Raw genomic sequence first — 20,324 nt, 5'->3', positions numbered from 1 at the left:
CGTGTCCACGGAGACCGACTGGGGCGGCGCCCCCTCCGTCCTGCGGATGATTCTCGGCAAGCAGCTCGAGGAGCTGCGCACCCAGGCCGGGCTGACATTCGAGCAGGCGGGCGAGGCGATCGGCGTCAGCCACTCCACCATCCGCCGGATGGAAGCCGCCAAGGTGGCCCGGCTCCGGATCACCGACGCCGAGAAGCTCCTCCAGACGTACGGCGTGACGGACCAGCAGGAGATCGACACCTTCCTGAAGTCGGTCCGCGAAGCCAACAAGCGCGGCTGGTGGCACACGTACCGCGATGTCCTGCCCGACTGGTTCGCGGCGTATCTGAGCCTGGAGCAGGCGGCCCTCCAGATCCGCGCGTACGAGGCGGAGTTCGTGCACGGGCTGCTGCAGACGGAGGCGTACGCCCGCGCCCTGCTCGGCGCGGGCAATCCGCACGCCTCGGCCGAGGCGACCGAGCGCCGGGTCGCGCTGCGCATGCGTCGTCAGGAGCTGCTGTCCCGGCCCGCCCCGCCGCGCGTCTGGGTGGTGATGGACGAGACCGTGCTGCGGTGGCCGGTCGGCGGGCCCGAGGTGATGCGCGCGCAGATCGACCATTTGATCGCGGTCAACGCACTCCCCCATGTGACCCTGCAGATCATGCCGTTCAGAAACGGCCCGCATCCGGCCATGCGGGCCGGCGCGTTCCATCTCTTCCGGTTCAGGGCACCCGAGCTGCCGGACATCGTCTATCTGAGCGGTCTGGTGGGCGCCGTCTACCTCGACAAGGACGACGACGTCGTGGTGTACCGCGAGGCCCTGGACCGGCTGGGCGCACAGTCGGCGCCCGCCAGGAAGACCGAGGAACTTCTCGGTGCGATTCGCAAGGAGCTATGAGTGCACCACCACATACGCAACGGTATGCCGTCCCGGGACCTGGGCACGCAGGGCTGGTCCAAGCCGTGGAGCGACGACGCGGGTGGCGCCTGCGTCGAGGCGAAGAAGCTGGGCGACGGACGGATCGCGCTGCGTCAGTCCACCGATCCCGAAGGGCCCGCCCTGGTTTTCACGCCCCGTGAAATGACGAGCTTTCTTGCGGGCGTCAAGGCGGGGGAGGCCGACTTCCTCCTCTGACAACCTTGTCTGATTCCTATGCCCTGTTCTTTCCCCCACGATGTTCTCGTTCCCCACGAAGTTCTCATTCCCCCACGAACACCAGCTGCGTACCGACGACTTGATGGGAGGGGCGGCGTTGCCCGACAACGGATGGCCTGCCGACCGTATCGACACCGAGAGCGCACACTCCGCGCGCATCTACGACTACATCCTGGGCGGTAAGGACTACTACCCCGCCGACAAGGAGGCGGGCGACGCGATGGCGCGGGAGTGGCCCGCCCTGCCGATCCACATGAAGGCCAACCGCGACTGGATGAACCGCGCGGTGGCCTATCTGGCCAAGGATGCGGGGATACGCCAGTTCCTCGACATCGGCACCGGCATCCCCACCTCCCCCAACCTCCATGAGATCGCCCAGACGGTGGCCCCCGACTCCCGGGTCGTCTACGTGGACAACGACCCCATCGTCCTCACCCTGTCGCAGGGTTTACTGTCGAGCACCCCCGAGGGCAAGACCGCTTACGTCGAGGCGGACATGCTCGACCCGGCGACGATCCTGGGCGCGGCGGAACTGCGCGACACCCTCGACCTCACCCAGCCGGTCGCCCTCACGGTGATCGCGATCGTCCACTTCGTTCTGGACGAGGACGACGCGGTCGGCATCGTCCGGCGCCTCCTGGAGCCCCTTCCCTCGGGCAGCTACCTGGCGATGTCCATCGGCACCGCCGAGTTCGCTCCCGACGAGGTGGCCCGCGTCGCCCGTGAGTACGCGGCCCGCAACATGCCCATGCGGCTGCGCACCCACGCGGAGGCCGAGGAGTTCTTCGAGGGCCTCGAACTCGTCGAGCCCGGCGTCGTCCAGGTCCACAAGTGGCACCCGGACGGCACGGAGACGGGCATCCGCGACGAGGACATCGCGATGTACGGGGTGGTGGCCCGCAAGCCGTAGCCCGTCCGCTCCACACCACCCGTGCCGCCGGCCCCAAGCGAAAGGGGCCCGGCGGCACGGGCGTTCTTGTCGGCCGAGCGCCTGGCCCTGTCCGGCGGATCACGCCGCAGACGCGGGGCTTGGCACGGCCTCCTGTGCCGATGAGACACCGTGACTTCCCTCCGGCCTGATCCCACCGGACAGGCTCTAGGCGTCCGCCGTGGAGTCGAGCAGGGCCGCGCACTCGGCCGCGAGGGCCGCCATGCCGTACGTCCGGGCCACGCGCAGCGCCTCCCGCAGCAGTCCGGAGGCGTGGGCGGCGGCGCCGGGGCGGTCGGACCTGCGCAGCGCGCGGGCCTGAGCCAGCCGGAGGCGGGCCAGCTGGGGTTGGGAGGAGCGGACCGGTTCGGTCGCGGTGCGGAAGTGGGCGAGGGCCGTGTCCGGCTCTCCGGCGGCCAGGGCCAGCAGGCCGCGGGCCCGGGCGGTCGGTCCGATCAGCACGGTGGGCCAGCCCGCGAGGGCGATCTGCTCGCCGTCGTGGTCGGCGAGCCGCTCCCGCAGTACCGGCAGGACCTGGCGCAGTTCGGCCTCGAATCCGCCCCGGGCGTCGAGCGCGGCGCTCACCTCGGCGAGCAGCACCAGCGTGGGCACCGCCCATCCGGAGGGCGGGAACCGGCTGAAGTCGGCGGTGTCGTGGGCGAATCCGACGAGCCGGTCCGCCCCTTCGGCGTACTGACCCGTCTCGCACAGCGCGAGCGCGAGCCCGGCCCGCCAGACGGGGAAGTAGCCGTGCCGTTCGACGGTGTCGGCCAGACCGGAGGCGAACAGGTCCGCCATCCGGCCCTGTTCGCGCAGCAGCCAGTAGGCCTGGCCGAGGCGGGTCTGGTGCAGGTTGTCGGCGGGGACGGCCAGATCGGCGGGTAATCGCTCGACGAACGTCAGCGCGTCGCCGAATATCCAGCCCGCGGCCTTGTCGAACCGGCCGTGCCACAGGTCGAGCAGCGCGTCCAGGGTGTGCTGCTGCCAGGTCGTCAGCACGCCGCGCGTGTCCGCGGCGTGCTTGCGGTACTGGTTCGCCGTGGCCAGCGCGCTGTACACCTTGCCGGCCCGCAGCTGGTCGAGGGCGACGGCCATGAGCGCCTCGCCGCGGAAGTAGGCCGAGCCGTGCCGGGCCGCGGCGTCCCGCAGGCGTTCGGAGAGCGTCAGGGACTCGGCGGTGGACATGAAGTCGTACAGTCCCCACCGGCATTCGGTGAGCACCTCGCAGGCCACCTCGTCGTCCTTGCCGTCCACGGACAGCCTGCGCAGCGTGCTGCGCGCCAGCCGTGCGCCTTGCTCCGGGCCCGCCTGGCCAGCGGCGGTGTCCTGGCTGACCGCCATGGACAGCTTCTTCGCCAGGTGCGCGTTGAGTCTGAGGCGCAGTCCGGCGGCCTCGACGCTCCCGTCGTCGCCCAGCGCGGCGAGACTCTCCCTGATCAGCTGGAGCAGTTCGTGGTCGACCTGCCCGGGGTCCGACCAGCGGCGGGCCATCCTGATGACGGCCTCCGCCCGGGCCGTGGGATCCCCCTCTGCGCTCGCGTACGCCGCACGGTAGAGCCGGTCCGCCTCGCGCATGTCCCCGGCGGTGTGGCTGAGGTCACCGCGCCGCAGCAGCCGGTCGAACTCGTCCCGTTGCCGGGCGGCGGACGAACCTCCCGTTCCCGCCCCGGACTTGACCAGTTTGGCCGCCCGCTCCCCCGGGCCCGGGCCGATCGTCTTCGAGATCCGCTCGGTGGACGGATCGGGAACGAGGGCGAGCAGCGCGCCCTTCGCCTCCAGCCGTTCGTCGCACAGCTGCGCGAGCTCGTGCGTGACACGTCGCTGGCCCGTCTCGATCCTGCTCAGAAAGCTGCGGCTGCAGTGCACCTCTTCGGCCAGCTCGCCCAGTGACTTGCCGGCCTCCGTCCGACGTCGGCGCAACTCTGCGCCGAACGCGTTCTCTTCGATCGCCATCCTCCCAACGGCCCGCTCCCCGACCTGTGTTGCCAGAAAGCGTTGGCAACAACCGACCGCTCCACGTTGCCGCGGAAACCCACCACTCTGTCTGTGAGCGAGCTTACAGCGAGCAAGGGTGCGAGTACCGGCGGACAGGAGCACTGGTCATGGGATCGGACGAAGCCAAGGTGGTGGCGGCCGTCGACTTCGGCACGCACGGCACCGGCTTCGCCTGGACGGTGCGAACGCCGCTCAACGACGATCCGCTGACCAGGCGGGTCCAGTTCTTCACCCGGTTCCCCGGCCGGCAGCTGGACAGTCCGAAGAACCTGACCGCGATCCTGGTGACGGACGACGGGGACACGGTCGCCTGGGGCCACGAGGCGCGCGCTCGGTGGGTCGAGGCCCTGGCGAAGGGCGAGACCGAAGGGCTCGGTTACGCCTACGCCTTCAAGACGGCGCTGAAGAGCGGCGGTTCGATGGCGGACCTGCCGATCACGGGCGGCTTCGTCGACCGCTCCGACCGCGGTCTGATACGGGAACTGGTCACCGCCTACCTCAAGGAGATCCGCGAACTGGCGACCGCGGAGATCAAGAGGATGACGTACACGGAACGAGAGGTCCGCTGGTGCATCACCGTCCCCGCCATCTGGGACGACGAGGACAAGGCGGTGCTGCGGCGGCTGGCCGTGGACGCGGGGTTCCCCGGTGATCCGGAGCGGCTGCTGCTGGCCATCGAGCCGGAGGCGGCGGCCCTGTACTGCCATCTGCGGATGCCCGACGCCGCCTCGGGTCCGCACCGGCGGGCCCCGCTGCCCCTGCACCTCGACGGCTTCCGGTCCGTGGTGGTCGACTGCGGCGGCGGCACGGTCGACATCACGGCGTACGAGTCGCACGGCGACGCCGGTCCGTCCATCGCGCTGCGCGAGATCGGCCTCGCCACCGGTGGGTGGCTGGGTTCGGAATACGTCAACCAGGCCTTCCTCGACAAGACGCTCGGCGACCGCTTCGGTCCGGCGGTCTTGAAGCGGATCGAACGGGACCACCCCGGCGAGCTGCTCAAGCTGTCCGGGCAGTGGGAGCGGGCCAAGGCGACGGTGGAACTGGACCAGGAGGCGGATGCGGTCGCCCCTGTGCTGGACCCGGTGCGGATCGAGGTTCCGGTCACCGTCTGGGACCTCCTGGACGAGCAGGTGCGGGCGCGGCTGACACACGACGCCGCCGGCCTGCCACGGCAGATCGTCCTGCCTCCCGAGGAAGTGGAGGCGCTGCTCGACGAGAGGGTGGACGGCATCCTGGACAAGGTCGCGGAGCAGCTCGCGACCATCGGCCGGACCAGCGGCGCGAGCGCGGAGCCGGAGACCCTGGTCCTGGTCGGCGGATTCGCCCACTCCCCGTGGCTGCGCGAGCGGATGGGGGCCCGCTTCGGCGAGCGGCACCGCATCCTCGTCCCGCCGGACCCGGCCCTCGCGGTGCTGGAGGGCGCCGTCCACTTCGCCTACCGGCCGGACGTGTTCGTCTCCCGGCAGGCCAAGTACACCTACGGCTTCGAGACGGCCAAGCCGTTCGAGGAGGGGGTCGACTCCGCGATGCGCATGTACCGCGACGACGAGGGCGACCTCCTGTGTGTCGGCCGCTTCGGTGTCGCGGTCCGGCGCATGGACAGCGTGCGGGTGAACGACGCCCACCCCTTCCGGATCGTGCCGGTCCGCGAGGACCAGGACGAGCTCGACGTACGCCTGTACCGCTCCGTGAAGGCCGATCCCCGGTACGTCGACGAGGACGGGTCCGAGGAGATCGGCCGGCTGACCGTCGACCTGTCCGGCACCGTCGGCAGACCGCTGCGGGAGCGTCCGATCATGCTGCTGTTCTACTTCGGCGCCGCCGAGCTTCGGGTCGAGGTGTTCGACCCCGCCGCGGGAGAGACCAGCCGGGTCTCCGTCGACTTCGACCGCGTATAGCCATGGCCTACCGCCCCGAAGGAGGAGACGTGTTGTTCAACCGCGACAAGGGCAAGCGGCCGCAGGAAGTGAGCATCAGGCTGGACGGCTTGGACACCCTGGAGTCGCGGATCCGGAAGCTGGAGGCCGCCGCGGACGACCAGCGGGCCGCGCTCGCCGCGCTCGACCCGCTGGGAGACCGGCTGATCGAGTTGAGGATGCGTCAGGAACGAGCGGAGGAACGGGCCCGGACGCTGGAGACGGCCGTCGCGGACACCCGCCGCGTGCTCGACGAGCAGAGCGAGGTACTGGACCTGGTGCGGGTCACCCAGGTGGCGGAACGGGACGATCTCACCCGTGAGGACTTTCTCGTCCACTACGAACTCGCCCAACGGTTGCGGGCGTTGTACACCCAGCGGATGCCCGACCTGATCCAGCCGCGGCTGACGGCGGAGCGGCCCCGTGATGTCGTACGGCGCCAGGCGCAGTTGATCAGCCGGCTGTGTGTGGTGCTGTTCGGCCCCGACGAGCACGGTGGACTCGGCGAGCCCGACCTCGCCGAACTGGCCCGCATCGCCACCGACTCCGGGGTGGTGGGGCTCGACGCACGCCACCAGCGGCTGTTGGAGCGGGTCGGCACGGAGGCAGCCCATCTGTTCCGGGCCATGACCGGCAGTGGCCATGCCGGCCACTTCGACTTCGCGGTGGAGCCCGGCGCCCCGGCGGATCCGGAGGAACACGCTCTCTGGCCCTCGTGCGAGGCCGGGCGACCCGTCGCCTTCGTGGTGTGTCCGGGATACCGGGCGGCGGACCGCCGGCTGCTGGAGACCTTCGTCTACACCGAGGCCGAGGGCTGACGCCGGGGGTTTCGTTCGATGTGCTGTCCGGCCCTCGGGCCCGGGTCGGACAGAAGGATTTCGGTCCGGGGCGCGCGGGGGGCGCTCCGGCCCGGAAGGCCACAGGGCCCGCGGGGGGACCGGGTTGGGGGACCCGGGGGAAGGGGAGCGGAGTCGCCGCATCGGCTCCGCTCCCCTTCCGATGCGTGCGTCGTCCGGTACCCGTGTCTTCCGATGCGTCATCCGATGCCCGTGCCTTCCGATGCGCGCGTCCAGTCCGCCGATAATCGCTGGCCGGGAGCGCGTGCGTTCGTTCACACTCGCGCGGTGACAAGAACTGTGAGTGCGTGGGTGACTTCGGCGGACGAGTTCCTCGGGAGCGCGGGGCCGTTCGCCGTGGACGTTCCCTGGTGGTCCGAAGTGGGGCCGGTCGTCGGGTGGTTGGAGGAACTGCTCGGGGTGCCCGTGCTGGTACTGCGTCTGCTGGACGTGGAGGGGGGTGCGCGCGGGCGGGACGGCCATGTGACGTACCACGTCGAGGCGTTGGAGCGTCCGGCGAGCGGTCTGCTGGATCAACGACTTGTCGAACCAGGGGTGTTGGACGGTGCCGAGGCGCTCAGGTCGCCGTGGGCCCGGGCGGAGGGGCTGCGCGAGCTGCTCGACTGGGCGGCCGGGGAGCTGGCTTCGGCGGGGCGGCCGGTGAGCGGTCCGGTCGTGCAGCGGCGTACCTGGAATCTGGCCGGGCTCTTTCGTCTGCCCACCGCGCGCGGTCCGGTGTGGCTCAAGGCGACACCGCACTTCGCGGCGGACGAGGCCGCCGTCATCGCCGCGTTCGCGGGGGTCGACCCGGGGCTCGTTCCCCCGGTCCTCGGCGTGGGTGAGCGGCGCGTCCTGATGGAGCACATTCCCGGTGAGGACTGCTGGGGGGCCGCGCCGGAGACGGTCGGTGCGGCGGTGGAGCGGTTCGTCGGCGCGCAGGCCGCGGTCGCCTCCGGGGGTTCGGGTGGGTGCGGCGGCTTCGTGGCGGGGGTGCGGGACTGGCGTGCGCCGGTTCTCGAGGTGGCGGTTCGTGATCTGCTCGACGGGCCCCTCGCCGAGGAGTTGACCGAGCCGGAGGTGCGGGGAGCGCGGGAGTTGGCCGGGCGGTGGGAGCTTCTGTCGGAGTGCGGGCTGCCCGACACGCTGGTGCACGGCGACTTCCACCCCGGGAACTGGCGCAGCGACGGCGGGGCGCCTGTCGTGATGGACTTCGCCGATGCCCATTGGGGCAATCCCGTGCTCGACGGTCTGCGCGTCCAGGGCTTCCTTCCCGAGTCGGGTCGTGCGGCGGCCGCCCGGGACTGGGTGGCGGCCTGGAAATCGCGGGTGCCCGGCAGTGACCCGGCTCGGGCGCTCGATCTCGCCGAGCCGCTGGCCCATCTCACGTACGCCGTCCGGTATCAGGAGTTCCTGGACGGCATCGAGCCTTCGGAGCGGCCCTACCACCGGGGGGATCCGGCGGACGAGGTCCGGGCGGCGTTGCGTTGTGCGGGGCTCGGCTGATCCCTTCGCCGGTCGCGGGTGCGTGGGTCGGGGCCGTGGCGGTACGTCGAGCCCGTCGCCGCCGGATCAGGCGTTGCCCTGTGGGGAGCCGTTTCCAGATCCGAGCGTGAGCGACGGGCTTGCGACGTACCGTCACAGCCCCTTCCGTGCGTCGTCGGGTGCGGGTCGTCGGTCGCCTACGTACCGGCGGGCTCCGGGTCCGGGGTCGAGGTGGTCAGGTACTCCTCCTTGATCTCCTTCGGGCCGAAGGGCCACACCTTTTCCAGGTTCGCCCAGACGACGAAGGCGACGCAGCCCAGGGCCACCCAGGCCAGGGACCATTCGATGGGGTGGCGGCCCGGGGAGTTCTTGTCGGCGTAGCCGTAGATCGTGAGCCAGCCGACGAGGGCGAGGAGGCTGGGGATCGGGTAGAGCCACATCTTGTAGGGGCGCTGGAGCGTGGGCTGGCGCTTGCGCAGGACCGAGAGGGCGACGATCTGGGCCAGGGCCTGGACGATCACCATGACGGTGGTGAGGAGTTGGATCAGGGTGGCCAGGTCGGTGTGGCGGCCGATGAGGAAGCCGATCGCCGTGATGACGCCCATGGTCGCCAGGCCCAGCATCGGGAAGCGGTGCTTGGGGTGCAGCTTGGCGTACGGGCGGAAGAAGACGCGGTCGCGGGCGGCGTCGTAGGGGACGCGCGAGCCGCCGAGGAGTCCGGTGAAGACCGAGGCGAACGCGGTGATGAGGATGAGGACCGTGACCGTGTCGGCGGCTCCCTTGCCCCAGGTCTCTTCGAGGACGGCCGAGGCGACGGAGGTGGAGGCGATGTCCGTCGGATCGGTCATGCGGTGCCAGTCGATGACACCGAGGGTGCCGATCTGGAGGAGGAGGTAGATCACCATGATGCCGAGGATGGAGAAGACGATGGAGCGGGGCAGGATGCGGCCCGGATCCTTGATCTCGGCGCCCATGTACGCGGTGGTGTTGTAGCCCAGATAGTCGTAGATGCCGATGGTCAGGCCCGCGGCGAAGCCGATCCAGAAGTGACTGCTGGTCAGTTCGAAGGCGTGCGCCGGGTAGGTGAAGGCCAGATGGGCGCTGAAGTCCGTGGCCGCGGCGGTGATCACCAGGAGTACCGAGGTGATCATGACCGCCCACATGACCGCCGTGATGCGGGCGATGTGTTCGATTCCGCGCCACAGGAGCAGCACCACGAGGGCGACGACGGCCAGGCCGATGAGGTCGCCCGTCGTCTTGCCCATGTCGGGGGCCAGGTAGCCGAGGTACTGGACGAAGCCGACCACGCCGGTGGACATGATCAGGGGGATGAAGAGCATGGCCGTCCAGACGAACAGGAACGGCATGAGGCGTCCGGTGCGGTACTGGAAGGCCTGGCGGAGATACACGTAACTGCCGCCGGAGCCGGGCATGGAGGCGCCCAGTTCGGCCCAGATCAGGCCGTCCGCGAGGGCCAGCAGCGCACCCGCGACGAAGCCGATGATCGCCTGCGGGCCGCCGAACGCGGCGACCATCAGCGGGATCGTCACGAACGGGCCGATGCCGCACATCTGGCTCATGTTGATGGCGGTGGCCTGGAACAGGCCGACGCGGCGGACGAAACCGCCGGTGGGTGGCGGGCTACCGGACATAGGGGTCTCCTGATATCGGGACGCGGGGAGGCGGGCTCCCTTTCGGCCGGCCCGGGGAGGCTGACTGGGCGATAAAGTTAAGGAGACTTACTAGATGCGTCAAGAGGGTGTCAGGCATGCGTGAGAATGGTGCGATGCCCGCCAGCGACGCCATAGCGCAGCCCGAACAGCCCTGGAACCGGCAGCGACTGCGCAGTACCAACGAGCGGCTGCTGCTCGACCGGCTGCGTACGGGCGGTGCCGCCTCGCGGGCTCAGCTCGCACGGGAGACGGGGCTGTCCAAGCCGACGGTCTCCAGCGCGCTCGCGGCACTCGAGGAGGCGGGACTGGTGCGTGAGGCGGGCACGCACGCACCCGAACGCGGCCGGGTGGCGGTGCTCTACGCCCCTGATCCCGCGGCCGGGTACGCCCTCGGCATCGACATCGGGCGCAGTTGGCTGCGGGTGGCGGTCGCCGATCTGGACGGCGGCGTGGTCGCGCGCGCCGATGTGCGCAATCGGGCGCGCAGTTCGGGCGCCATGGCCGACCTCGTCGTCTCCACCGCCCGTCAGGTCGTCGCCAACTCCGGCGCGGGAGCACACGAGGTGGCGCACGCGGTGGTGGGCACGCCGGGCGTGTACGACGAGGAACGGCGCCGGGTGCGGTACGCGATGCATCTGCCCGGGTGGGGCCGCGCGGGCCTGTTCGACCGGATGCGCGAGGAGCTGGGCATCCCGCTGGAGGTGCACAACGACGCGAACCTCGCGGCGCTCGGCGAGTACACGTACGGCGTCGGCGCGGGCAGCCGGCTGTTCACGTACATCCTGATCGGCACCGGTCTCGGCATGGGCGTGGTGAGCGAGGGGCGGCTGTTCACGGGGGCGCGCGGGGGGGCCGGGGAGATCGGGTTCCTGCCGTGGCCGGGGCTGCAGAAGCCGGAGAGGCTGGAGGACGCGGTGTCGGGGGAGGCCGTCGTCGAGGCCGCGCGGCAGTTCGGCATGACCGGCCAGCTCACGGCCAAGGCCGTGTTCGACGCGGCGCGCGAAGGAGACCCCGCCGCGGTGCGGGCGGTACGGCTGGAGGGTGAGCGGATCGCCTACACGGTGGCCGCGGCCGCCGCGGTGCTCGATCCCGATCTGGTGGTGCTCGGCGGCGGCGTGGGCCACAGCATCGACCTGCTGCTGCGGCCCGTGCGCGAGACCCTGCGTACGCTCACGCCCCTGCGTCCGAAGATCGTGCCGAGTCGACTGGGCGAGGACGCGGTTCTGCTGGGCGCGGTGGCGACGGCTCTGGGGACCGCGCGGGACGTGGTGTTCGAGCGACGCTCGGCGTCCTGAGCGGGGCACTCGCCTTCGGTGATTGACACGGATTGCTCGGCCGCCTAGCTTGTGGGCCAGTTAGTAAAGTTTCCTAACTTGTAGGCCCGGCTCGCGCCTCCTCCTGCCTTGCTCCTGCCTCTCAGTGCCGACATGCAGTCTCGTAGCGCGGATGCTCCCCACCCCCAAGGAGACCACCGTGTTCCATCATCCTGCCCCAAGACGGCGTTCCGCCACGGCCGCCGTCGCCCTGGGCCTCCTGTGCACCCTCCCGACCAGCGCGTGGGCCGGGTCCCGGAGCGCCGGACCCGACGCGGCCGCACGCGTGCCGGTCACCCCGGTGCCCGCCACCGCGGGAAGCACCACCGCGCTGTCCGGGTACGCGATCCAGTCGACGGCCAAGGTCACGGACGCGGGGGCCGACGTCTCGAGCCCGGGCTATCCGGCGAGCGGCTGGTACTCGGCGGGCTCCCGCTCCACCGTCCTCGCGGCGCTGCTCGCGGACGGCAAGTACGCCGACCCGTTCTACTCGACCAACCAGCAGAAGATCCCGAAGGCCGACTTCCAGGTCCCCTGGTGGTACCGCTCGGACTTCACGGTCGCCGACACCACCGAGCGCAGCTACCTGGACTTCAGCGGGGTGATCTCGGCGGCCGACGTCTACGTCAACGGCAAGCGGGTCGCCACCGCCGCGGAAGTTGCGGGCGCCTACACACGGCACGAACTCGACATCACCTCGCTGGTGCGGTCGGGCACCAACACGGTGGCCTTCCGCATCCGGCCCAACGTGCCCACCAAGAACCTGACCATGGGCTGGTTGGACTGGCTCCAGCCTCCGCCCGACCAGAACATGGGCATCGTGCGTGATGTTCTCGTCCGCCGGGGCGGTCCGGTCGCACTGCGCGACGCGCACGTCGTCACCGAGCTCGCCGTTCCCTCGCTCGCCTCCGCGGACCTGACGGTCAAGGCACAGGCCCGCAACGAGACGAGCGCTCCCGTCACGGCGACGGTGTCGGGCAGCATCGGCCCGGTCGCCTCCTTCAGCAAGACCGTTTCCCTCGCCGCGCACGAGACGAAGACCGTCACCTTCTCCCCCACCGACACCCCCGGCCTGCATCTGAGCGCGCCGAAGGTGTGGTGGCCCGCGGGCATGGGCGGACAGCCGCTCTACGGCCTCGACCTGACGGCCTCCGTCAGCGGCACCGCCTCGGACACCGCGCACGAGAACTTCGGCATCCGCGAGGTGAAGGCGCCCCTCAACTCCGACGGCGCCCGGCAGTACAGCGTCAACGGCCGCAGGCTGCTCATCAAGGGGGGCGGCTGGTCCCCGGACGAGTTCCTGCGCTGGGACCGGGCGTATGTCGAGGACCGGCTGAAGTACGCGCTCGACCTCGGCCTCAACACCATCCGCCTCGAAGGCCACATCGAGCCGGACGAGTTCTTCGACCTCGCCGACCGGTACGGCATCCTCACGCTGCCCGGCTGGGAATGCTGCGACAAGTGGGAGGGGAACGTCAACGGCAGCGAGGCCGGGGAGAAGTGGACCGCGGCCGACTACCCCGTCGCCAAGGCGTCGATGGCCGCCGAGGCCGCCCGACTGCGCGACCACCCGAGCGTCATCTCCTTCCTCATCGGCAGCGACTTCGCGCCGGACGCGACGATCGAGAAGAACTACCTCGACGCGTTGGCCGACGCCGACTGGCCGAACCCCGTGGTCGCCGCCGCGTCCGACAAGTCCTCGCCGATCAGCGGCAGTTCGGGCATGAAGATGACCGGCCCCTACGACTGGATCCCGCCGAACTACTGGTATGCCAAGCGCGAGGGCGGCGCCACCGGCTTCAACTCCGAGACCAGCGCGGGCCCCGACATCCCCACTCTCGACACCCTGCGCCGCATGATGTCCCCCGCCGAGCTGGACACCCTGTGGAAGAGCCCGACCGCCAAGCAGTACCACCGCTCACCGTCGTCGACCTTCGGCACGCTCAAGCTGTACGACGCCGCGCTCGCCGGACGGTACGGAGCGCCGAGCGGCCTGACCGACTACGTACGCAAGGCACAGCTCGCCCAGTACGAGAACGTACGCGCGCAGTACGAGGCGTACGGGCGCAACGCCACCGACTCCGCCAAGCCCGCGACCGGGGTCGTCTACTGGATGTTCAACAGCGGATGGACGTCACTGCACTGGCAGTTGATGGACCGTTACCTCGACCAGGGCGGTGCCTACTTCGGGGCCAAGAAGGCGAACGAGCCGCTGCACATCCAGTACTCCTACGACACCCGCTCGGTCGTCGTCGTGAACAACCGGCACGCCTCCACGTCCGGACTCACGGCCCGGGTCACGCTCTTCAACACCGACGGCACCCAGAAGTACGACAGGACGGCGACCGGGGTGGACGTGGACGGGGACGGCGCCCACAGTACCCCCCTCACCATGCCGTCCTCCGTGACCGGCCTGTCGACGACCTACCTGGCGCGCCTCGTCCTCACCGACGCCGAGGGCAAGGAGGTCAGCCGCAACGTCTACTGGCTGTCCACCAAGTCCGACACCCTCGACTGGGCCAAGACCGACTGGTACTACACGCCGACGACGAGCTACGCGGACCTCAAGGGGCTCAACTCCATGGCACGGGTGCCGGTCTCGGCGACGGCCTCGACCTCGGTCGGCGTGGACGGCGCGTCCAGGACGACCGTCACGGTACGGAACACCGGGACCGGGAAGACTCCGTCTCTGCTGACCGACGTGCACCTCGTGGACGCCGTCGGCAAGCCCGTCCTGCCCGTTCGGTGGTCCGACAACCAGGTCACCCTGTGGCCCGGCGAGTCCACGACGCTCACCGCCACCTACCGGACGGCCGACCTGCACGGTTCGGCCCCCCGGGTTCGGGTCTCGGGATGGAACACACCGGAGGCGACCGTCCCGGCGGCCGGCACCCGATCCACCCGACACGGAGAGTGACAGCGACTCGCATGTTTCATGCCTTATGACCCGAATAGTCATATGCCTGAGGTATGTCGCTGCGGTTTCCATCACGGAGAGTCGAATAGCGTGACGGGCGTCGCGCCGACCGAACACCGGCGCACGTCGGACCCTTCGACTACCTGCAAGGAGTGAGCGTGAAAGCTCGTTTTGGCGTGAGCCGGGGAAAGGCGCTTGCGGTCACCGCACTGACCGCGATCCTCACCTCGACCGTCCCGGGATCGGTGCCCGCTCTCGCTGATGGCAACCGCGTGCACTCGGAGCACTGGGGCGTGATCACCCGCACCACGATCGGCTCCCCCGTCGCCGCTCTCAGGAACGGCCCGTACGGCTCCGCCGGCGTGCTGGACTCCTCCGGCAGGCCGCCCTACGGAAAGGGCAGCCTCGGGATCGAGGTCGCGGACAGGTCCACCTCACTGACCAATCCCAGCGAGAGGGTGGACTTCGGCAACGAGGTCGACTTCCTCGGCGATCCGGTGCTGAGCCTGAACAAGGTCGGGTTCCACGTCTTCCAGACCGGCGGGAACATCAACTACGGCGGCACGAAGAACATGCCGAACATCAGGTTCGAGATCAATCCGAACGTGAGCGCGCACCCCGGCGACAACTACTCCGCGCTGGTGTGGGTACCGGACGCGGCACCGGTGACGAACCGCTGGAGCGGCTACATCGATGCCACCACGACCGGCTACTGGTACCTCACGGGCGGCGAGACCGCCTGCAACGGCCCTGTCGCCCACTGCTCCCTCGCGCAGCTGAAGACCTCGCTCAACGACGGCGGCCCGGTGCCGACCATCTACTCCGCCGCCGTGGGCAAGGGCCGCGACCACATGTGGGTCGGCGCGGTGGACGGTCTGCGGATCAATCAGTACATCTACGACTTCGAGGCCGGCGGCGTCAAGACGCATCACGTCGCCTGACACGGCGGGCGCCCCGAACTCCGGTGCGCGAGAGGGCGGGCCCGCTCCTGGGCCCGCCCTCTCACTTGTTCGCGCTCAGCTCACGTTGAGCGCCGTGTCGTCGAGGACGAACGACGTCTGCAGGGTGGAGCCCTCGGTGCCGGTGAACTTGACGGTGACCGTCTGCCCGGCGTAGCTGGACAGGTCGAAACTGCGCAGCGTGTAGCCCGACGCGGCGTTCAGGTTCGAGTACGTGGCGAGCGTCGACAGGACCGTGCCGCTGCTGTTGAGCACCTGGGCCTTGAGGGTGTCGTAGGCCGTGCTGGTGGTCGTCTCGGCCGTGTCCACGTGGAGATAGAAGTTCAGGGTGGCCGCGCAGCCGGACGGGATGGTGACCGACTGGGAGAGCGTGTCCGTGTTGGCCGAGCCGTAGCCGTTCAGCCAGGCCTTGTAGGAGCCCGTACGGGCGGCCTCGCTGGAGCTGTTGGTGATGACACCGCTGGTCGCGGTCCAGGACGTGTTGCCCGACTCGAAGCCGGGGTTGGCGAGCAGTTGGGCGGCCGTGCAGGTACCGCCGCCCCCTCCACCGCCACCGCCGCTGCTGCTGCCGCCCGCGAGCCACTCGGTGGCGTTCAGGGCGAGGGCGGCGTTGGTGGCGCCGGTGTCGTTCCAGCCGTCGTACAGGGTGTTGCCGGACTGGCCGGTGCCGTCGTCGATCGGTGAGCTGTCGCCCCAGAACGCCACTCGGCCACTGCCGAAGGTGCTGGTGGCGAAGAACGCTCCCGTGTTGCCGGAGTATCCGGTGCGGTAGAGCAGGCCCTTGACGGCCGAGTTGTCGGCGGGCTTGAGCGTGGCCGTCGTGCCACTGGCGATCAGGCTCTTGGTGACCGTACCGAACGAGCCGTGCAGGACCGCGTTGCTGCTGTCGCTGATGGCGCTCGGGTAGTCGGAGCTGATGCTCAGCGTGTCGATGGAGAAACCGAACGGGTCGGTGGAGTCGACGCTGTTGTTGGTCATCAGGTCGTTGAGGATCTCGACCGCGTCCTCACCGTCGCTGTTGCGGTCGGCACCGGTGTGGTCGGAGACCATGAACAGACCGCCGCCGTTCTTCACGAACGTCATGATCGCGGTCTTCTCCGCGGTCGTGAAGAGCGTGTTGGGCTCAGGCAGCACCAGCGTGTCGAAGTTCGACAGATCGGTGGCCGTCGAACCGCCGTAGGCCAGGCTGGAACCCGAAGGCAGCGTCTTCAGGCTGAAGTCGCCGGTCTTCTGCAGGGCCACACCCCAGGAGGAGAGGGCGCCGGTCCAGTCGGTCTCCGCCGACGGCGAGGAGTCCTGGCCCAGCGGGTCGGGCTGACTGGTGGAGATGATCCAGTCGGCGTTGCCGGCCGTCTCCGCGTGGGCATTGTCGAACAGGATGCGGTGCGGGGTCGCGGCGGCGGCCGGAGCGGCCGCGGACGCCTGGACGGCCGCACCCGCGACGAGCAGTCCGAACACGGCCGCGGCCGTGGTGAGTCTGTGGCGGGATCTTCTGAATCCGAGCATCCTGCAAACCTCCATGAGGGGTGGGGAGAGGCGGTGCGGGCGCCAAGTCTGCGCGCGTAGAACGGTGGTTGGCCGTCTGCCGCGCGACAGATTCTTGAACGGTACATGGCAGGAACGCGAAGGAACAGGAGCCCGTCGGAGCGGACGCGGGACGGCCGGAAAGCGGAACGGACTGTCTTCGCCCGCAGGGGGAACACACCTAACTGCGGGGGTCCAGGCAAAAAGGGGCGGACATGGAGATCTCAGGCATCATCAGTGCCATTCTCATCGGCATCATCATCGGCGTACTGGGCCGGCTCGTGGTCCCGGGACGCCAGCGCATCGGCATCCTGTGGACGATCCTCGTCGGCATCGTGGCCGCGTTCATCGGCTCGGGGATCGCCGCCGCGTTCGGCGTGGCGAACACGAAGGGCGTCGACTGGATCGAGTGGGTCATTCAGATCGGACTCGCGGCGGTGGGCGTCGCGGCGCTCGACCGGGTGAAGGCGCGCCGCTGACGGGGCCGACCGGCGGTCGTGACGCCGTCCCTGCCCGGACGGCGTCCGGTGTCACCCGTACACGTACGGCGTTGTCGTGGTCAGGGGTTCGAAGCCCAGGCGGGCGAGGACCGGGCGGCTCTGGCTGGTGGCGTCGACCTGGACATAGCGGTAGCCGCGCTCGGCGGCGACGCGGGCGCGGTGGGCGACCAGCGCACGGTAGATGCCGCGGCGACGCCAGGAGTCGATGGTGCCGCCGCCCCAGAGGCCGGCGAAGCGGGTGCCGGGGACCATCTCCATGCGGGCGGCGCTGACCGGGACGTCACCGGCGAGGGCCACCACCGCGACGACGTTGTCCTCGTCGCCGGTGAGCTGGGCGAGGAGTTGGTGGCGCATCCGGGTGCTGTCCGTACCGAAGGCCTGTTCGTGGACGTCCGCGACGAGGTCGACGCCCGCGCGGTCGGTGACGGGCAGCAGCCGTACGCCCTCGGGCGGCTGGGCGTCGAGCGCGAGGTCGCCCAACTCGGCGATCATCAGGGTCTCCTCGGGCTGGGCGACGAACCCGGCGGCGCGCAGCCGCTTCCCCAGGCCCTCGGGCTTGTCGTGCCCGTACAGCTTCCACTCGAACTCGCGGCCCAGTTCGCCGAAGTAGCGCATCTGCTCGGCGATCGCGACATCGGCGATCGATTCGTCCAGGTCCGACCAGATCACCCCGTTCCAGCCGTGCTCGGTGCCGACCTGGCGCACCACCTTGTCGACGCGCTCGACCCGGGCTCCCGGGCTGTCGGGCCGCGCGCCCTCCCGCATGTCCCGGTCGAACAGGGCCAGTACCGCAACGTGATCCATGGGGTCACTCCAGCACCCCGGAGCGCATAGGGCAACGGCTCCGCACCGGGGCGGAGTCGATCAGGCCACCCCGCCCCGGTGTTTCGTCCCTGGTCAGGCGCGGTTCAGTTGCGGGTCCACTGCTGGTTGGATCCGCCGTTGCACGACCAGAGGTCGATCAGGGTTCCGTTGGCCGTCGCGGCGCCCAGCGCGTCCAGGCACAGGCCCGAGACGTTGTTGGTGACGGTTCCGTTGGAGTTGAAGGTCCACTTCTGATTGGTGCCGCCGTTGCAGTCCCACAGGACGACCTTGGTGCCGTTGGCGGTACCGCTGTTGTAGGCGTCGAGGCACTTGTTGCCGTAGACCACCAGTTCACCGCGCGAGGTAGAGGTGAACGTCTGGTTCTGGCCACCGCCGCAGTCCCACAGTTCGGCCTGGCTGTTGTTGGTGATCGTGCTCTTGAAGAAGTCCAGGCACCGTCCGGATCCGGTGCCGACCACCGCGGTCCCGTTGGTGCCCGGGACGGCGCGCACGGCCACGGCGTCGATGTCGGGCGCGGTGCCCAAGGCCCCGAAGGTCAGCGTGTTGGAGCCCTTCGCCAGGGACGCGAGGACGGAGACGGTCCGATAGGTGGTGGCCGAGCCGGTGGGCGGGAAGGCCAGCGTCTGCGCGTACTGGCCGCCCACCTGAAGCGTCGCCTTGCGGTCCGCGGTACCGCCGTTGGCGTAGGTGATGTCGATCAGCTCGGTGCCCGCGGCGGACGCCGTGACTCCGGTGAAGGCCGGGGTCGTCGCGGACGTGGTGTCCTCGTACGTCGTCCCGGACGCCTCGGTGCCGGAGACGGTGAGCAGCACACCCTCGCCCGCGGGGACGCTGGTGGTGTAACTCGTTGCGAACGAACCGGCGTTGGACGCCGACCAGACGTTGCGTACGGCGGCGGAGGCGGTGGTCAGACCCATGTCCTGCCAGCGGGCGGTGATGTTCGCCGCGGCGGACGTACGGTTCAGCAGCAGGACCGCGCGCTTCCCGGTGCCGGAGAGGATCTTGCTGTAGACCTGCAGGCCGGTGCTGTCCTCGGCGACCTTGACGCCCTGGAGGCCGCGCGGGTCCTGGTCGATCGCGACGACCTCGGAGTTGGTGAGGATCGAGGCGGTCGTCGCACTCATGGTGGCCAGGTTGTTGCCCGCGAGCAGGGGGGCGCCGGAGATCGCCCACAGGCCCATGTGGGTGCGGTTCTGGGCGGCGCTCAGGCCGTTCATGCCGACCGTCATCATGTCCGGGTCGTTGTAGTAGCCGGTGTGCTGGGCGGCGGGGTGCAGCGACTTGTCGAAGTTGGCCAGGATGCTGGTCATCGTCGGGTTGTCGGGGTAGTAGACGATGTCGGTGCTGGTGCGCCACATCGCGCCCGTGCCGGCGGCCCAGTTCCAGGGGTTGCCCGTGCCCCACTCGCACAGTGACAGCACCAGTGAGCGGCCCGTGACCGCGGTCGCGGCGGTGTTGGCGTCGCGGATCGCCTTGTACGTCGTCTCCTGGTCGAGGCCCTCGGCGTCACCGCCGCACCAGTCGATCTTCAGGAAGTCGAAGCCCCAGTTCTGGAAGGTCTCCAGGTCCTGCTGGTTGTGGCCCTCCATACCGGTGTTGGGTGCGGCGGGCGTTCCCGAGGGGGTCGGGTAGTAGTAGCCGCAGCCGTTCTTGCCCGCGTCGGTGTAGATCCCGGCCTTGAGGCCCTTGCTGTGGATGTAGTCGACGACGGCCTTCATCCCGCCCGGCCACTTGGCGGTGTCGACGGTGATGTTGCCGTTGCTGTCGCGGGTGCCCAGCCACCAGCCCTCGTCGATGTTGACGTACTTGTAGCCCGCGGCGGCCATGCCCGACGACACGAGGGCGTCGGCCTGGGCCTTGATGGTGTCGTAGTCGATGACGCTGGCGAAGGTGTTCCAGGACGCCCAGCCCATCGGGGCCGGGGCGACCCCGATCTGGTTGGTGCTGACGGCGGTCGGCTCGGCGGTGAGCGGAGTGGCGGAGCGTCCGACTCCGGCCAGTCCGGCGACGGCCAGGCCCAGGACGGCGCCATGGACGGCTGCGCGCTTCAGGAGGCCTCTGAGGCGCGCGGTGTGCGAATGGGGGGACATGCGGCTCTCCCTTGAGCGGTTTGTTCGCAGACTCGAACAAAAGTCAACGAGACTCGCCATATGGGAGCCGCCATTCCGCGGGCGCGTCAAGTCCCTTGCCGACAGAGCCCGTTCACGTTCGGCCACGCCGTCGGTGAACGCGTCCGCGCCCCGGAGGCCGCCCGTCGCGTCGCCACCCGCACGCGGTACCTTCGCTTCGATCCGGCCCGACCCGGCCGGCAAAGATCT

Annotated in this window: 15 protein-coding genes; 10 read left to right on the top strand and 5 right to left on the bottom strand. The window is 69.9% G+C overall.

Annotated features, from left to right (window positions below; all coding sequences use genetic code 11):
- The first annotated feature begins 1 nt into the window (after position 1).
- The 3 genes from ACZ7M3_RS03710 (at position 2) to ACZ7M3_RS03700 (ending at position 2,045) form a co-directional block, all read left to right on the top strand.
- The gene (locus ACZ7M3_RS03710; RefSeq protein WP_472060415.1) at positions 2–877 is read left to right on the top strand and encodes a helix-turn-helix domain-containing protein; all 876 of its coding nucleotides are present in this window, start codon (positions 2–4) and stop codon (positions 875–877) included.
- A 24-nt stretch (positions 878–901) separates the two neighbouring features.
- Entirely contained in the window at positions 902–1,114 is a 213-nt protein-coding gene (locus ACZ7M3_RS03705) for a DUF397 domain-containing protein (RefSeq protein ID WP_095858310.1), read from the top strand.
- A 118-nt stretch (positions 1,115–1,232) separates the two neighbouring features.
- Positions 1,233–2,045 (top strand): SAM-dependent methyltransferase, encoded by an 813-nt coding sequence (locus tag ACZ7M3_RS03700; protein WP_472060413.1) that lies wholly within the window; start codon positions 1,233–1,235, stop codon positions 2,043–2,045.
- 186 nt (positions 2,046–2,231) lie between these two features.
- On the opposite strand, the gene ACZ7M3_RS03695 is transcribed toward ACZ7M3_RS03700, so the two are convergent.
- Positions 2,232–4,016: a helix-turn-helix domain-containing protein gene (locus ACZ7M3_RS03695; protein WP_472060411.1), complete on the bottom strand. Its 1,785-nt coding sequence runs from the start codon at positions 4,014–4,016 to the stop codon at positions 2,232–2,234.
- 149 nt (positions 4,017–4,165) lie between these two features.
- Between ACZ7M3_RS03695 and ACZ7M3_RS03690 the strand changes: the two genes are divergently transcribed.
- From ACZ7M3_RS03690 to ACZ7M3_RS03680, 3 genes are all read left to right on the top strand, one after another.
- The gene (locus ACZ7M3_RS03690; protein ID WP_472060409.1) at positions 4,166–5,959 is read left to right on the top strand and encodes an Hsp70 family protein; all 1,794 of its coding nucleotides are present in this window, start codon (positions 4,166–4,168) and stop codon (positions 5,957–5,959) included.
- 29 nt (positions 5,960–5,988) lie between these two features.
- Positions 5,989–6,795, top strand: a complete 807-nt coding sequence (locus ACZ7M3_RS03685) for a hypothetical protein (protein WP_472060407.1) — start codon at positions 5,989–5,991, stop codon at positions 6,793–6,795.
- Positions 6,796–7,101: 306 nt separating this feature from the next.
- Positions 7,102–8,316, top strand: coding sequence for an aminoglycoside phosphotransferase family protein (locus ACZ7M3_RS03680; RefSeq protein WP_472060405.1), 1,215 nt, complete (start codon positions 7,102–7,104; stop codon positions 8,314–8,316).
- 176 nt (positions 8,317–8,492) lie between these two features.
- Here the strand turns inward: ACZ7M3_RS03680 and ACZ7M3_RS03675 are convergent, their stop codons facing one another.
- Entirely contained in the window at positions 8,493–9,947 is a 1,455-nt protein-coding gene (locus ACZ7M3_RS03675) for an APC family permease (RefSeq protein WP_472060403.1), read from the bottom strand.
- Between the two features lie 116 nt (positions 9,948–10,063).
- Here ACZ7M3_RS03675 and ACZ7M3_RS03670 point away from each other — a divergent pair, with 116 nt between their 5' ends.
- The 3 genes from ACZ7M3_RS03670 to ACZ7M3_RS03660 all read left to right on the top strand — a co-directional run bounded on the left by ACZ7M3_RS03670 (position 10,064) and on the right by ACZ7M3_RS03660 (position 15,139).
- Positions 10,064–11,263 (top strand): ROK family transcriptional regulator, encoded by a 1,200-nt coding sequence (locus ACZ7M3_RS03670; RefSeq protein ID WP_388399482.1) that lies wholly within the window; start codon positions 10,064–10,066, stop codon positions 11,261–11,263.
- A 178-nt stretch (positions 11,264–11,441) separates the two neighbouring features.
- Positions 11,442–14,198: a glycoside hydrolase family 2 protein gene (locus tag ACZ7M3_RS03665; protein WP_472060401.1), complete on the top strand. Its 2,757-nt coding sequence runs from the start codon at positions 11,442–11,444 to the stop codon at positions 14,196–14,198.
- A gap of 158 nt (positions 14,199–14,356) precedes the next feature.
- Positions 14,357–15,139 carry a hypothetical protein gene (locus ACZ7M3_RS03660; RefSeq protein WP_472060399.1) on the top strand — a complete coding sequence of 261 codons (783 nt, stop codon included), beginning with the start codon at positions 14,357–14,359 and terminating at the stop codon, positions 15,137–15,139.
- A gap of 75 nt (positions 15,140–15,214) precedes the next feature.
- Here the strand turns inward: ACZ7M3_RS03660 and ACZ7M3_RS03655 are convergent, their stop codons facing one another.
- Entirely contained in the window at positions 15,215–16,663 is a 1,449-nt protein-coding gene (locus tag ACZ7M3_RS03655) for a hydrolase (protein WP_472060397.1), read from the bottom strand.
- 233 nt (positions 16,664–16,896) lie between these two features.
- Here ACZ7M3_RS03655 and ACZ7M3_RS03650 point away from each other — a divergent pair, with 233 nt between their 5' ends.
- Entirely contained in the window at positions 16,897–17,160 is a 264-nt protein-coding gene (locus ACZ7M3_RS03650) for a GlsB/YeaQ/YmgE family stress response membrane protein (RefSeq protein ID WP_472060395.1), read from the top strand.
- 51 nt (positions 17,161–17,211) lie between these two features.
- Here the strand turns inward: ACZ7M3_RS03650 and ACZ7M3_RS03645 are convergent, their stop codons facing one another.
- Positions 17,212–17,985 (bottom strand): GNAT family N-acetyltransferase, encoded by a 774-nt coding sequence (locus ACZ7M3_RS03645; RefSeq protein WP_472060393.1) that lies wholly within the window; start codon positions 17,983–17,985, stop codon positions 17,212–17,214.
- Positions 17,986–18,089: 104 nt separating this feature from the next.
- A complete protein-coding gene (locus tag ACZ7M3_RS03640) occupies positions 18,090–20,096 on the bottom strand; it encodes an RICIN domain-containing protein (RefSeq protein WP_472060391.1) in 2,007 nt (668 codons plus the stop codon).
- Between the last annotated feature and the right edge of the window lie 228 nt (positions 20,097–20,324).

It is taken from the genome of Streptomyces sp. NPDC111656 (assembly GCF_055656965.1).
This window is presented reverse-complemented; position numbering and strand designations above follow the sequence as displayed.